This is a genomic window from Pseudomonas sp. BIC9C (assembly GCF_034541995.1).
Classification (GTDB): domain Bacteria; phylum Pseudomonadota; class Gammaproteobacteria; order Pseudomonadales; family Pseudomonadaceae; genus Aquipseudomonas; species Aquipseudomonas fluorescens_CC.
This window is the reverse complement of record NZ_JAWDGM010000001.1, coordinates 1,686,375-1,699,451: the sequence shown is the minus strand read 5'-3', so window position 1 is coordinate 1,699,451 and position 13,077 is coordinate 1,686,375. Positions and strand designations below refer to the sequence as shown.

General features: G+C 61.1%; 12 protein-coding genes. 2 read left to right on the top strand and 10 right to left on the bottom strand.

The annotated features are described in order from the left end of the window. Positions 1-41: 41 nt before the first annotated feature. The 5 genes from RS887_RS07930 to leuS all read right to left on the bottom strand — a co-directional run bounded on the left by RS887_RS07930 (position 42) and on the right by leuS (position 6,057). The gene (locus tag RS887_RS07930) at positions 42-1,364 is read right to left on the bottom strand and encodes a lytic murein transglycosylase (RefSeq protein WP_322614969.1); all 1,323 of its coding nucleotides are present in this window, start codon (positions 1,362-1,364) and stop codon (positions 42-44) included. 62 nt (positions 1,365-1,426) lie between these two features. Then, a complete protein-coding gene (arfA, locus tag RS887_RS07925) occupies positions 1,427-1,591 on the bottom strand; it encodes an alternative ribosome rescue factor ArfA (RefSeq protein ID WP_322614968.1) in 165 nt (54 codons plus the stop codon). A gap of 89 nt (positions 1,592-1,680) precedes the next feature. Continuing rightward, entirely contained in the window at positions 1,681-2,718 is a 1,038-nt protein-coding gene (holA, locus tag RS887_RS07920) for a DNA polymerase III subunit delta (protein WP_111288092.1), read from the bottom strand. A 39-nt stretch (positions 2,719-2,757) separates the two neighbouring features. Next, on the bottom strand, positions 2,758-3,363 hold the full coding sequence (lptE, locus tag RS887_RS07915) for an LPS assembly lipoprotein LptE (RefSeq protein WP_111288090.1): 606 nt from the start codon (positions 3,361-3,363) through the stop codon (positions 2,758-2,760). An 87-nt stretch (positions 3,364-3,450) separates the two neighbouring features. Beyond that, entirely contained in the window at positions 3,451-6,057 is a 2,607-nt protein-coding gene (gene leuS / locus RS887_RS07910) for a leucine--tRNA ligase (protein WP_322614967.1), read from the bottom strand. A 281-nt stretch (positions 6,058-6,338) separates the two neighbouring features. Between leuS and RS887_RS07905 the strand changes: the two genes are divergently transcribed. Next, entirely contained in the window at positions 6,339-6,659 is a 321-nt protein-coding gene (locus tag RS887_RS07905; protein WP_008022948.1) for a hypothetical protein, read from the top strand. A gap of 104 nt (positions 6,660-6,763) precedes the next feature. Beyond that, positions 6,764-7,525, top strand: a complete 762-nt coding sequence (locus RS887_RS07900; RefSeq protein ID WP_322614966.1) for a YdcF family protein — start codon at positions 6,764-6,766, stop codon at positions 7,523-7,525. 48 nt (positions 7,526-7,573) lie between these two features. Here RS887_RS07900 and lnt read toward each other — a convergent pair whose 3' ends face one another. The 5 genes from lnt to miaB all read right to left on the bottom strand — a co-directional run bounded on the left by lnt (position 7,574) and on the right by miaB (position 13,017). Beyond that, positions 7,574-9,097 carry an apolipoprotein N-acyltransferase gene (gene lnt / locus RS887_RS07895; RefSeq protein ID WP_322614965.1) on the bottom strand — a complete coding sequence of 508 codons (1,524 nt, stop codon included), beginning with the start codon at positions 9,095-9,097 and terminating at the stop codon, positions 7,574-7,576. 8 nt (positions 9,098-9,105) lie between these two features. Then, a complete protein-coding gene (locus RS887_RS07890; protein ID WP_111288082.1) occupies positions 9,106-9,945 on the bottom strand; it encodes an HlyC/CorC family transporter in 840 nt (279 codons plus the stop codon). Between the two features lie 5 nt (positions 9,946-9,950). Continuing rightward, entirely contained in the window at positions 9,951-10,445 is a 495-nt protein-coding gene (ybeY, locus tag RS887_RS07885; protein ID WP_008022964.1) for an rRNA maturation RNase YbeY, read from the bottom strand. Next, the gene (locus RS887_RS07880) at positions 10,438-11,445 is read right to left on the bottom strand and encodes a PhoH family protein (RefSeq protein ID WP_008022966.1); all 1,008 of its coding nucleotides are present in this window, start codon (positions 11,443-11,445) and stop codon (positions 10,438-10,440) included. The genes ybeY and RS887_RS07880 overlap by 8 nt, the downstream gene beginning before the upstream one ends. A gap of 243 nt (positions 11,446-11,688) precedes the next feature. Next, positions 11,689-13,017 (bottom strand): tRNA (N6-isopentenyl adenosine(37)-C2)-methylthiotransferase MiaB, encoded by a 1,329-nt coding sequence (gene miaB, locus RS887_RS07875; protein WP_015096961.1) that lies wholly within the window; start codon positions 13,015-13,017, stop codon positions 11,689-11,691. Positions 13,018-13,077: the final 60 nt, after the last annotated feature.

Genomic DNA, 13,077 nt, shown 5'->3' with positions numbered 1-13,077 from the left:
CGCCTGTGAGCCTGTGGGAGCGGGCTTGCCCGCGAAGCTTTTTAGCGGTTACGCAACCCTTCCAGCAACTTGTGCGTCGGATACCCATCCGCCGGCCAGCCAAACGACTGTTGTGCGCTGCGGATCGCCTTGCGGGTATTGGCACCGATAATCCCGTCCGCATTACCCGCGTCGTAATTCTGAGCACTCAGCAGGTTTTGCAGTTCGATCCGCTCGGTACGGCTCAACGGCAAATCATCTTTTGGCCACGTGCCGCTGATCAGGCCCGCGCCATTGAAGCGTTCGGACAACAAGCTCACCCCCAAGGCGTAGGACGACGAGTTGTTGTACTTGAGGATCGCCCGGAAGTTATCGAGCACCAGGAACGCCGGGCCACGGTAACCGGCCGGTAGCAACAGGGCCGCGGACAATTGCTCGGAACCGGCCGGGACCTGGCCACCATTGGGCAGCGTGATCCCCAGTTGCCGCCATTCCGCGACGCTTTTGCGAATCGTGCCATCGGCCAGCACGTAGTCGAACCCGCCTGGCAACTGCACCTCGAAGCCCCATGGCTGGCCTTTCTGCCAACCGGAGCTTTGCAGATAATGCGCAGTCGAGGCCAGGGCATCGGCCGAACTCCCCCATATGTCGCGGCGCCCATCGCCATCGAAGTCCACGGCATGGGTGTTGTAGGTAGTCGGGATGAACTGGGTCTGGCCCATGGCGCCGGCCCAGGAACCGAGCATTTTCTCCGGTTCGATATCACCCTGTTGCAGAATTTGCAGCGCGGCAATCAATTGCGCGTGGGCGAAGCCCGGGCGTCGGCCTTCGTAGGCCAGGGTCGCCAGCGAATTGATCACCGACTTGCTGCCCTGGAACTGGCCGAAGTTGCTTTCCATGCCCCACACGGCCACCAGAGCCTGACGATCAACGCCGTAACGCTGTTCGATGCTTTGCAGGATGTCGGCGTACTGGTTGACCAGCGACTGGCCTTTGCGCACCCGCAGCGGCGACAGGGCGCCATCGAGGTATTCCCATACCGGTTTTGCGAATTCCGGTTGGCTGCGATCGGCACGAATCACGCTGGGGTCGAAGTTGACATTGGCGAAGGCGCGGTCGAACAGATCGGCGCGGATACCGGCGGCCAGGGCATCCTTGCGGAAACCCGCCTGCCATTCGGCGAAGGTCTGGGTTGGCTGGATGTCGAGGTTCTCGCCCGTCGGAACCACAGGCGCAACAACAGCCGGAGCGGTGGCGACAGGAAGCGTCTGAAGCGGCTGTGCGTCGGCGGCGGTTGGTTTTTCCGCGCAGGCGACTAGCAAAACAAGGCTGGAGGCAGCAATCAATTGGCGCAGATGCCAACGACGGGAAATACAAAAGGGCATGCACAGGTCCAGGGAAAACGTATCAGGTGCAGACCTTAACATGTTGAGCGGATGCTTGCCTTTCAGGCCGCCAGAAAGTAAGAAGCCTCCCAGTTGTCAGACTGGAAGGCTTCGCGGCGGTAGCTGCCTTTGCCCTTGCCGGGGCGTTCCTGGCGGCTGCGGAACAATGGCTGGGCGATGATGGATTTGGCCTTGTTGGGACCATGCTTCGATGGCTTTTTGCTCATGGTGATTGCTCGCAAGTGAGTGGATTTTGCGAGGCGAATCATCGGCCGAAGTCGTGGATCTGTCTAGTCCCTACATTACGTAGGACTTTTCACTCCGCCGGCAACGACAAGCGCTGCCCGGCCATCAACAACGTCAACCGGCTCAGGCTCATCCACGGCGAACCCGCAGCCTGGCCCTTGATCTGCGCGTCGATGCGTTGCGCTTCCAGCAGCAGTTGCGCCCAGCGCTGTGCCGAGTAGCGTTGCAGCGCTTTGCTCATCAACGGTTTACGTTTGTCCCAGACCGGCGGCTTGGCCTGGCTGAAGGCCTTGTCCAGCGGTGTACCCTGGCTGTATTGCAGCGAAATATTGGCCAGCAGGCGCAACTCCCGGGCCAGGGCCCAGAGAATCACCGGCGGCTCGACGCCTTCACCGCGCAACCCTTCGAGCATGCGTAGCGCGTGGGCTGCTTCACCATTGAGTACCGCATCGGTCAGGCCAAAGACGTCGAAACGCGCACTGTCGGCCACGGCAGCCTGCACGGTTTCAACGGTGATCTGACCCCCTTCGGCCATCAGCTTGAGCTTTTCGATTTCCTGGGCGGCGGCCAGCAAGTTGCCCTCGACCCTTGCTGCGATCAACTCAACGGCGTCCTGGCTGGCGGAAAGCCCGGCCTGGGACAAGCGTTGGCGGATCCAGCTTGGCAACTGGGCGACATCGACCGGCCAGATCTGCACGAACTGGGTCTGCTGTCCTTCGACCAGCGCTTTGCCCCACTTGGTTTTCTGTGCGCTGCCATCGAGTTTCGGCAAGCTGATCAGCAGCACGGTGTCGTCGGCCGGGCGCGAGCAGTACTCGATCAGCGCGGCGGCACCTTTGTCGCCGGGTTTGCCGGAAGGCAGGCGCAGTTCCAGCAGGCGCTTTTCGGCGAACAGCGACATGCTGGCACCGGCTTGCAGCAACGTGCCCCAGTCGAAACTGGCGTCGGCGGCAAACACCTGGCGTTCATCGAATCCCTGCTGGCGGGCGGCAGCGCGAACAGCGTCGGCCGCCTCCTGGCACAACAACGGGTCATCGCCGCTGATGATATAGACCGGCGCAAGGGCGCCTTGCAGGTGTTTGGCGAGTTGGGCGGGGGCGAGTTTCATAAGAGAGGGCGAACGGGGCGCCTGAGCGCCCCGTAAGTCTTACTGCTGCGGCAGTTCGATTGGCGACTGGCGCGGGGTTTCCGCTTCAGCCTTCTTCGCCGCTTCCAGTGCGGCGGCGTCAGCCTTGGCCCTGGCTTCGGCAGTCTGCTGCAACTGATCCAGTTGGCCCGGGGTCAGTTGTTGCAGGCGCAGCATCATGCGTTGAACCATCTCCCGGCGGCCTTCTGCCCGGGCGGTTGCGGCTTCCTGGTCGGAGCCCACCAGGTTGTTGCCGTCGTGCATATAGATTTTCTGCACTTCAAGCTTGTCGCTCAACAGTGGCAGGTCGCCGCGACCCCGGATGTCGTAGTTCAGCACGGTGGTGACCTGGTACTCGCCTGCACGTCCGGCACCTGCGTAGCTGAGGATGCGCTGGCTTTCCTGTTCATTGGTCAGCGCCAGTTTGTACGGTGCACCGTTATAGACCTTGACGCCACTGCCCTCGAGTGCCTTACGCAACTGAGTCACGGTTTCGCCATAGGCGTTACGGGCGCTCAAGTCGAGTTCCTTGATCGCCAGTTCGTCGGTACCGGTTCCGCGCAGCTGGAAACCGCAGGCACTCAGCAGAACCGCGAGGCCCATCACCAGCAGATTGCGTTTGATCATCTTGTTGCTCCCCTTGAAACCATGTGGGCCGATCAAGCGGCCCGAAAGGTTTTACTCGGCGCCAGGCTCACCTGGCGCCTGATCCAATTAGCTGGCGACGATATTGACCAGTTTCCCGGGCACTACGATCACTTTACGAATGGTCAGACCGTCGACGAAGCGCAGGACGTTCTCGTTGGCACGGGCGGCTGCTTCGACTTCTTCACGGCTGGCACTGGCCGGCATTTCGATGTGGCCGCGCAGCTTGCCGTTGACCTGAATCACCAGTTGCAGGCTGTCCTGCACCAGCGCGCTTTCGTCCAGCACCGGCCAGCCGGCGTCGATCACCGGGTCGGCGTGACCCAGGCGATGCCACAGTTCGTGGCTGATGTGCGGGGTGATAGGGGCCAGGAGCAGGGTTACGGTTTCCAGGCCTTCCTGGACCAGCGCGCGATCCTGTTCGGTGCCTTGCGCGGCTTTTTCCAGCACGTTCATCAGCGTCATCACCTGGGCGATGGCGGTGTTGAATTTGTGGTTCTGGCCGACGTCGTGGCTGGCTTGCTTGATGGCCTGGTGGATCGAGCGGCGAATGGCTTTCTGCTCGTCGTTCAGGCTGGCAACGTCCAGTTTCCCCGGCAGGCCTTGGGTGACGTGGGCTTGAGCCAGACGCCAGACGCGCTTGAGGAAACGGTGCGAACCTTCGACGCCCGAGTCGGACCATTCCGCGCTCATGTCAGGTGGCGAGGCGAACATCATGAACAGGCGGCAGGTGTCTGCGCCGAACTGGTCGATCATCGACTGTGGGTCGACGCCGTTGTTCTTCGACTTGGCCATCTTCTCGGTGCCGCCGATTTCCACCGGCAGGCCATCTGCGATCAGCTTGGCGCTGATGACCTTGGCCTTGCTGTCGCGTTCGAGTTCAACGTCCGCCGGGTTGAACCAGGTGTAGGCACCGTTGGCTTCGCGACGATAGTACGTCTCGGCGATCACCATGCCCTGGGTCAGCAGGTTCTTGAACGGCTCGTTGGAGCTCACCAGGCCTTCGTCACGCATCAGCTTGTGGAAGAAGCGCGCGTAGAGCAGGTGCAGGATCGCGTGTTCGATACCGCCGATGTATTGATCCACCGGCAGCCAGTGATCGGCCGCGGTTTTTTCGACCAGGCCACCTTGATAGTGCGGCGAGGCGTAACGGGCGTAGTACCAGGAGGACTCGACGAAGGTGTCCATGGTGTCGGTTTCACGCTTGGCCGGTGCACCGCATTTAGGGCAGGTGCACTCGTAGAACTCGGGCATGCGTGCCAGTGGCGAGCCGGCGCCGTCGGGTACGACGTCTTCCGGCAGCACGACAGGCAGTTGATCTTCCGGCACTGGCACATCACCGCAAGTGCCACAGTGGATGATCGGGATCGGGCAGCCCCAGTAACGTTGACGGCTGATGCCCCAGTCGCGCAGGCGGAACTGGGTACGCGAGGCGCCCAGTTCTTTCTTGATCAGCGCGACTTCGATGGCGTCGAAGGCGCCCGCGAAATCGAGGCCATCGAACTCGCCGGAGTTGATCAGTGTGCCGTACTCGCCGTAGGCGTCTTGCCATGGTGTCGGGTTGCTATCGCCGGAACTGGTGCGCACTACCGATTTGACCGGCAGGTTGTACTTGTGGGCGAATTCGAAATCACGCTCGTCGTGGGCTGGAACTGCCATTACCGCGCCATCGCCGTAGTGCATCAGCACATAGTTGGCGACCCATACCGGCAGTTTTTCGCCGGTCAGCGGGTGCTCGACGAACAGGCCGGTCGGCAGGCCTTTTTTCTCCTGGGTGGCGACGTCGGCTTCGGCCACGCTGCCGCCCTTGCATTCAGCGATGAACGCTTGCAGCTCAGGGTTGTTCTTGGCGGCGAGGGCGGCCAGGTGGTGCTCGGCGGCCACGGCGACGTAGGTCGCGCCCATTAAAGTGTCCGGACGGGTGGTGAAGACTTTCAGGGTCCCGGTTTCGCCAATGGAGTCGACGTTGTAGGGGAACTGCACTTCCATGCCGCGGGACTTGCCGATCCAGTTGCGCTGCATGGTCTTGACCTGTTCAGGCCAGCCAGTCAGCTCGTCGAGGCTCTCCAGCAGCTCATCCGCATAGGCGGTGATCTTGAAGTAGTACATCGGAATTTCGCGCTTTTCGATCAGCGCCCCGGAACGCCAGCCGCGACCGTCGATTACCTGTTCGTTGGCCAGGACGGTCTGGTCGACCGGGTCCCAGTTCACGGTGCCGCTTTTTTTGTAGATCACACCTTTTTCGAACAGGCGAGTGAACAGCCATTGTTCCCAGCGGTAGTAATCGGGTTTGCAGGTGGTCACTTCGCGCGACCAGTCCACCGCCAGGCCCAGGCTGCGCAACTGGCTTTTCATGTAGGCGATGTTTTCGTAGGTCCACTTGGCGGGCGCTACGTTGTTCTTCATCGCGGCGTTTTCCGCCGGCATGCCGAAGGCGTCCCAACCCATGGGTTGCAGAACGTTCTTGCCTTGCATGCGCTGGTAGCGGGAGATCACGTCGCCGATGGTGTAGTTGCGCACGTGCCCCATGTGTAGCTTGCCGCTGGGGTAAGGGAACATCGACAGGCAATAGTAGGTCTCCTTGCCTGGCTGTTCACTGACTTCAAAGGACTTTTGCTCGTCCCAGAACGACTGGGCGGCGGCTTCGATTTCACGGGGCTGATATTGTTCGTGCATGGCTACTTTTGAACTGAATAGGGGTGGCCTAATCCTCTTCAATGCAACGCTGGACGGTGATCACGCCAGATTGGCGTTTTCGATGCCCAGCCGAGCTGGAAGTGGAGTTACAGGAAGCGCCGTAGCATACATGACCGCGCTCTGCCGAGGGAAACCCTGATTGCTGCCGCACGTCCTGCAAAAACCGCTGCGAGGGCCGTTGGTCGCGGCGTTCAGCCGGTTTGTTCATGGAAGCTAAGCTCTAACTGGGGAGTAGGTCTTATCTTCCAATGAGGTGAGGGATGGTTGAGTCACAGCAAAAAGCTACAAAACCGGAGCTGTACGAAAGGCTGATCGATCGTTTGGCCTTGGCCCTGGAGGCGGCAAGGACCGCTAGCCGGTTGCGCGACGAACGCCCTCTGGAACTGGAACTGCGCGGCCTGAGCCCCGCAGAGTTTGCACTGGTCAAAGCGTACCTGGATCGCAGTGAGCGTGAGACACACGGATGCTTGTCAGAGGCGGTAAAACAACTCGATGCACCACGTTCGGCCAAGATCATCTGGCTCAAGGACAAGGTTCGCGGCAGAGACGCGGTAAAGGTCCGGTCTTTGCAGTTCAAATAGGGTACAGAGCCATGCTCCAGGCATTTTTGAAGCATAGTCCTTCTGTATTGATTGTCGCATTGCGTCAACCCACTTAGGCTTCGGGCATCTCCGGGAGATGCTCGATGCCATTTCGTTATTTCGTAAAACAACTTCTTTTGCCCCCCGGCATTCTATTGCTGCTGCTTTTGCTTGCCTGGTGGTTACGTCGCTCAAGGCCGAGGCTTGCCAGTGTGTGCTTTGCGCTGGGTCTGGGGGGCTTCTGGTTGATGAGCCTGCCGGTGGTGGTGCAGTGGAGTGCCGGCCTGCTCGAGCGGGAGCCACCGCTGGCCCGTGATGAATGGGCTGGCCTGGGGCAACGCGCGGATGCGATCGTGGTCCTCGGCTCGGGGCGCGAGCGCGGTGACGTGGCCTGGGGCGCCGACCAGCCCACGGGCGTCGGTCTGGAACGCCAGCGCTTTGCCGCGCGGCTGGCCAAGGCATCCGGCCTGCCGGTACTGACCAGCGGCGGCTTGCACTACGGCACGCCACCCAGCGAGGCGCAGATGATGGCTGACTCCTTGCGTGACGACTTTGGCCTGACCGTGCGCTGGCAGGAAGGGCGCAGCCGCACGACCTGGGAGAATGCGCAGTTCAGCGCCGAGGTATTGCTGCCTCAGGGCATCAAGCGTGTGGTGGTCGTGACTCAGGCCTGGCATATGCCACGAGCGGTCTGGAGTTTCCGCAAGGCCGGGTTTGAGGTGGTGCCGGCGCCGGTAGGGTTTCTGGGCGGTGACAATGCGCGGCCACTGGGTGGCTGGATGCCGGAGTTCAAGGCGATCTGGCAGAACGGGCAATTGATGAACGAGGCGGTGGGGCAGATTGGTTATTCGCTTTTCTATCGCTGAGCGCTAAACCCTGTGGCGAGGGAGCAAGCTCCCTCGCCACAAATGACTTCAGACGGTCTTGGCCATCCGGCCAGCGATCAGTGCCCAGCCGAATAACAGCGCGCAGACAATGATCAGCGGCCACGAACGCCATTCCAGGTACGGCGTCAGGTTGTGCATCGGCACTACTTCACCGTACAGGATGCCGCGTTCGAACTGCGGGATCTGATCGGTGATCTGACCGAACGGGTTGATTAGTCCGGACACGCCATTGTTGGTGGCGCGGATCATCCAGCGGCCGGCTTCCAGGGCGCGCATCTGCGCCATCTGCAGGTGTTGCAGCGGACCGATGGAGGTGCCGAACCAGGTGTCGTTGCTGATGGTCAGCAGCAGGTCGCTGCGGGCGGCAAGGCTGGCGGCGAACTCCGGGTGAACCACTTCATAGCAGATGTACGGCGCGATCTGATAACCCTTGGCTTGCAGCAGCGGCTGGTCGGCCGGGCCGCGGGCGAAGTCCGACATTGGCAGGTCGAAGAAGGCGATCAGTCCGCGCAGCATGTCCTGCAAGGGGACATATTCACCAAACGGCACCAGTTTTTGCTTCAGGTAAGTGCCGTCGCCTTCACCGGTAACAGTGATGCCATTGAAGAAGCGCTTTTCGTGGCGTACCTCCATGCGGACCGGGACACCGGTAATCAACGCCGATTTACGTTCGGCGGCGAAGCTGCCCATCATGTTCAGGTAGCCCTCGGCGGACTCCTTGAGCACCGGGATCGCCGTTTCCGGCCAGATGAGAAGATCGACGCGCCTGGAGCTGAAACTCATGTCGCGGTACAGCGCCAGTTGCGCGTTGAGCTGCGCCGGATCCCACTTCATGCTTTGTTCGATGTTGCCCTGAATGGCGGCGACGCTCAGTGGCGGGCCCGACGGGCTGGTCCAGGCGTGGTGCTTGAGCGCCATGCCGGCCAGCCACGGACCGACCAGCAGTAATACACCGGCAGCGATGAAGCCTTTGCGCCCCGTGCGAACCAGGCGCATGCCGTTGTAGATCAACGCAGCTGTCAGGGCCAGGGTAAAGGAAATCAGCCACATCCCGCCGATGGGGGCGAGCCCGGCCAACGGGCCATCAAGCTGGCTGTAACCGGAATACAGCCACGGGAAGCCCGTCAGGAACCAGCCGCGGAAGGCTTCCTGGCCGACCCACAGCGCCGCGAAGGCCAGTGCGTCGGCCAACGGCGCCTCATTGCGGCGCAGCCAGCGCGCCCAAATCCAGGCGGGCAGGGCAAAGAACCAGGCAATCGCCGCCGTGAAAAGCAGCATCAGGAAACCGGCCAGCAATACCGAGGCGCCACCGAAGTGGTGGATGCTGTAGTAGATCCAGCTGGTGCCGGCACCGAACAGGCCGAAACCGAAACACCAGCCGCGACCCAATGCCTGACGTGGGCTCAGCTCGCGCAGGCCGGCATAGAACAGGCCGACGGCGAGCAGTGCCAGTGGCCAGATATCGAAGGGCGCCAGGGCCAGTGTGGTGATTGCACCGGCCGCCACGGCCAGCAGGTTACCGGGCCAGCCGGGGCAGGTTGTCCAGCGCATTTCAATCCTTAGCGAGCAATGGGCGTCAGGCGAAGCAAGTGAATCCGACGGCTGTCGGCGTTCAGGATGCGGAAGCGGTACGGGCCGATTTCAGTGATTTCGTTACGTTTTGGCAAATGCCCGAACGCGCTCATCACCAGGCCGCCAACGGTGTCGAATTCATCGTCGGAGAACTCGCTGTCGAAAAACTCGTTGAAGTTCTCGATCGGTGTCAGGGCCTTGATCAGGAAATCACCGCTGGGCAGCGGCTTGATGTAGCTGTCTTCTTCGACATCGTGTTCGTCTTCGATGTCGCCGACGATTTGTTCCAGCACGTCTTCGATGGTGACCAGGCCCGCCACGCCGCCGTACTCGTCGATGACGATGGCCATGTGGTTGTGGTTGGCGCGAAATTCGCGCAGCAGCACGTTAAGGCGCTTGGATTCCGGCACGAAAGTGGCCGGGCGCAGCAGGTCCTTGATGTTGAAACTGTCGCCGTTCTCCTTGAGGATCAACGGCAGCAAATCCTTGGCCAGCAACACGCCCATCACGTCATCGTGGCTTTCGCCGATGACCGGGTAGCGGGAGTGGGCCGAGTCGACCACGGCAGGCAGGAACTCGCGGGGTGTCTGGTGTGCCTTGATGCTGACCATTTGCGAGCGCGGGACCATGATGTCCCGGACCTGCAAGTCAGCCACCTGGATGGCGCCTTCGACAATGGCCAGCGCTTCGCTGTCCAGCAGTTTGTTCTGGTGTGCATCGCGCAGCAGCTCCAGCAGCTCCTGGCGGTTTTTCGGCTCGTGGGCAAAAGCCTGGGTGAGCTTACCCAGCCACGACTTCTGCCCGTTGCTCGATCGATCTTCGCTCATAGCGATTACTCTGAATCCTTTGTTGTTTCGGTAGGGGATAAATCGGTTTCGTCGTCCGCGTACGGATCGGGAAAGCCCAGTTCTGCAAGCAACGTTCGTTCCAGAGCTTCCATCTCTTCGGCTTCGTCGTCATCAATATGGTCGTAACCCAGCAGATGCAAGCAGCCGTGAATCACCAGATGCGCCCAATGGGCCTTGAGCTCCTTGCCCTGTTCAGCGGCCTCGCGCTCGACCACGGCCACGCAGATCACCAGGTCGCCCAGCAGCGGGATGTCGAGGAACTCATCCGGCACATCGGCCGGGAATGACAAGACGTTAGTTGCGTAATCCTTTTGCCGCCAGGTGTGGTTCAGCTCGCGTCCTTCGGCTTCGTCGACCAGGCGAATGGTCATCTCCGAGTCGGCGGTGCGTTGGCGCAAAGCCAGTTCGCACCATTGGCGGAACTCGGCTTCGCTGGGGGCGGTGGCTTCGGTGGCGATTTGCAGGTCAAGCTCAAGCATCGCGGCGGCTATCCTTGGCGGCTGCATCATCGGCCGCTTTGGTTTCGAAGCGCTCGTAGGCTTCGACAATCCGCTGCACCAGCGGATGGCGCACGACGTCCTTGGGCTGGAAATGGGTAAAGCTGATCCCCGGCACGTCCTTGAGCACCTCAATCACATGATGCAGGCCGGACTTGGTGCCGCGTGGCAGGTCGACCTGGGTGATGTCCCCGGTGATGACGGCCGTGGAGCCGAAGCCGATCCGGGTCAGGAACATCTTCATTTGCTCGACCGTGGTGTTCTGGCTTTCGTCGAGAATGATGAAGCTGTTGTTCAGCGTACGGCCGCGCATGTAGGCCAGCGGCGCGACTTCGATCACCTGGCGCTCGATCAGCTTGGCGACGTATTCGAAGCCGAGCATTTCGTAGAGTGCGTCGTAGAGCGGGCGCAGGTACGGGTCGATTTTTTGCGACAGGTCGCCGGGCAGGAAGCCGAGTTTTTCACCCGCTTCGACCGCCGGGCGCACCAGCAGGATGCGGCGGATCTGCTCGCGCTCCAGTGCATCCACCGCGCAGGCAACGGCCAGATAGGTCTTGCCGGTACCGGCCGGGCCGATGCCGAAGTTGATGTCGTTGCCGAGGATTTCCTTCACGTAGCGCAGCTGATTCAGGCCGCGTGGGCGAATCATGCCTTTCTTGGTGCGCAGGGCGACGGAAGGTTCCGCAGGGGAGTGATTGTCCAGCTGTTCGACGGCCGATTCCTGCAGGAACAGGTGCACCATGTCCGGCGACAGCTCCGTACCCTTGGTTTCCCGGTACAGGCGGCGCAGGAGGTTTTCCGCGGAGGTGGTGTGTTTGGGTTCGCCGATCAGCTCGAACTGGTTTCCGCGATTGCGGATCTCGATGGTCAGGCGCTGTTCGATCAAGCGCAAATGCTCGTCGAATTGCCCGCACAGATTGGCGAAGCGGCGAGCTTCAAAAGGCTCGAGGATGAAACGATGTGGTTCTATGGGTGCGTTCAAGGTCGTATTTAGCCGCCCTGGGGCAATTGAGATGAAATCAAGGATAACGCCAGTGGCGTGGGTGCGAAAGCACTTAAATGGATAAGCCCATTCTCGAGAACAATGCAGCCCAATGTGGGAGCTGGCTTGCCAGCGATAGCGGTGCAACAGGCGACATATTTGTCGGGGTTGATGGCCTCATCGCTGGCAAGTCGAATCGTCGCACCGCAGCTCCCACAGGGTCCTCAGTGTTTCCGAAATGTGTTATTGGATCAGCGAACCCCGCAGCGAATGCGGCTGCGCAGCATCGATGTGCACATCCGCGAACTGGCCGATCAGGGTCGGATTGTCGCAGCGGAAGTTGACGATACGGTTATTCTCGGTCCGGCCTTGCAACTCGCCCGGGTCTTTTTTCGAGTAATCGGTCACCAGGATCCGCTGGATCGAACCGACCATTTGTCGGCTGATCTCGAAACCTTGCTGGTTCAGGCGATGTTGCAGGGCATTCAGGCGTTCTTTTTTCAACTCTTCCGGTGTGTCATCGGCCAGGTCGGCGGCCGGCGTACCCGGGCGCTGGCTGTAGACGAACGAATAGGAAAAGTCGAAACCGACATCGGCAATCAGCTTCATGGTTTGCTCGAAGTCTTTCTCGGTCTCGCCCGGGAAGCCGACGATAAAGTCCGAGCTGATGCAGATTCCCGGCACGGCGGCGCGCAGCTTGCGCAGTTTGGATTTGTATTCCAGCGCGGTGTGGTTGCGCTTCATCGCGGCGAGGATGCGGTCCGAGCCCGACTGCACCGGCAGGTGCAGGTGCTTGACCAGTTCCGGCACGTCGGCGTGGGCCTGGATCAGGCTGTCGGAAAACTCCAGCGGATGCGACGTGGTGTAACGGATGCGGTCGATGCCATCGACCGCGGCGACCACGCGGATCAGCTCGGCCAGATCCGCCAGGCGCCCGTCATGGGTGAGGCCGCGATAGCCGTTGACGTTCTGCCCCAGCAGTGTCACTTCGCGCACGCCGTTTTCGGCCAGGTGAATGATCTCGGCAATCACGTCGTCGAACGGCCGGCTGACCTCTTCGCCGCGGGTGTAGGGCACCACGCAGAACGTGCAGTACTTGCTGCAACCTTCCATCACCGACACGTAAGCACTCGGGCCGTCGATGCGAGGCTCGGGCAAATGGTCGAATTTTTCGATTTCCGGGAACGAGACGTCGACTTGCGGCAGCTTGCTGATGCGCGCGGCGTCGATCATTTCCGGCAGGCGGTGCAGGGTCTGCGGGCCGAAGACCACGTCGACGTACGGTGCGCGATCACGGATGGCCGCGCCTTCCTGGCTGGCCACGCAGCCACCGACGGCGATCACCATGTCCGGGTTGGCCAGCTTCAGTTCGCGCCAGCGACCGAGCTGGGAATAGACCCGGTCCTGTGCACGTTCGCGGATCGAGCAGGTGTTGAGCAGGATCACGTCAGCGTCTTCAGCGCGGGCGGTGACTTCCAGGGCCTGATGTTCGCCCAGCAGATCGACCATGCGCGAGCTGTCGTACTCGTTCATCTGGCAACCGTGGGTTTCGATGTAAAGCTTCTTGGCCATGGAAAGAGTCATCACGTGATTCAAAGAACCGCACATTATAGGGAACATGTCCCGTGGTTC

What these genes read in the sequence shown, in the direction of transcription:
- RS887_RS07930 (WP_322614969.1), bottom strand. Translation starts at nt 1,364, where the DNA reads ATGCCCTTTTGTATTTCCCGTCGTTGGCATCTGCGCCAATTGATTGCT.
- arfA (WP_322614968.1), bottom strand. Translation starts at nt 1,591, where the DNA reads ATGAGCAAAAAGCCATCGAAGCATGGTCCCAACAAGGCCAAATCCATC.
- holA (WP_111288092.1), bottom strand. Translation starts at nt 2,718, where the DNA reads ATGAAACTCGCCCCCGCCCAACTCGCCAAACACCTGCAAGGCGCCCTT.
- lptE (WP_111288090.1), bottom strand. Translation starts at nt 3,363, where the DNA reads ATGATCAAACGCAATCTGCTGGTGATGGGCCTCGCGGTTCTGCTGAGT.
- leuS (WP_322614967.1), bottom strand. Translation starts at nt 6,057, where the DNA reads ATGCACGAACAATATCAGCCCCGTGAAATCGAAGCCGCCGCCCAGTCG.
- RS887_RS07905 (WP_008022948.1), top strand. Translation starts at nt 6,339, where the DNA reads ATGGTTGAGTCACAGCAAAAAGCTACAAAACCGGAGCTGTACGAAAGG.
- RS887_RS07900 (WP_322614966.1), top strand. Translation starts at nt 6,764, where the DNA reads ATGCCATTTCGTTATTTCGTAAAACAACTTCTTTTGCCCCCCGGCATT.
- lnt (WP_322614965.1), bottom strand. Translation starts at nt 9,097, where the DNA reads ATGCGCTGGACAACCTGCCCCGGCTGGCCCGGTAACCTGCTGGCCGTG.
- RS887_RS07890 (WP_111288082.1), bottom strand. Translation starts at nt 9,945, where the DNA reads ATGAGCGAAGATCGATCGAGCAACGGGCAGAAGTCGTGGCTGGGTAAG.
- ybeY (WP_008022964.1), bottom strand. Translation starts at nt 10,445, where the DNA reads ATGCTTGAGCTTGACCTGCAAATCGCCACCGAAGCCACCGCCCCCAGC.
- miaB (WP_015096961.1), bottom strand. Translation starts at nt 13,017, where the DNA reads ATGGCCAAGAAGCTTTACATCGAAACCCACGGTTGCCAGATGAACGAG.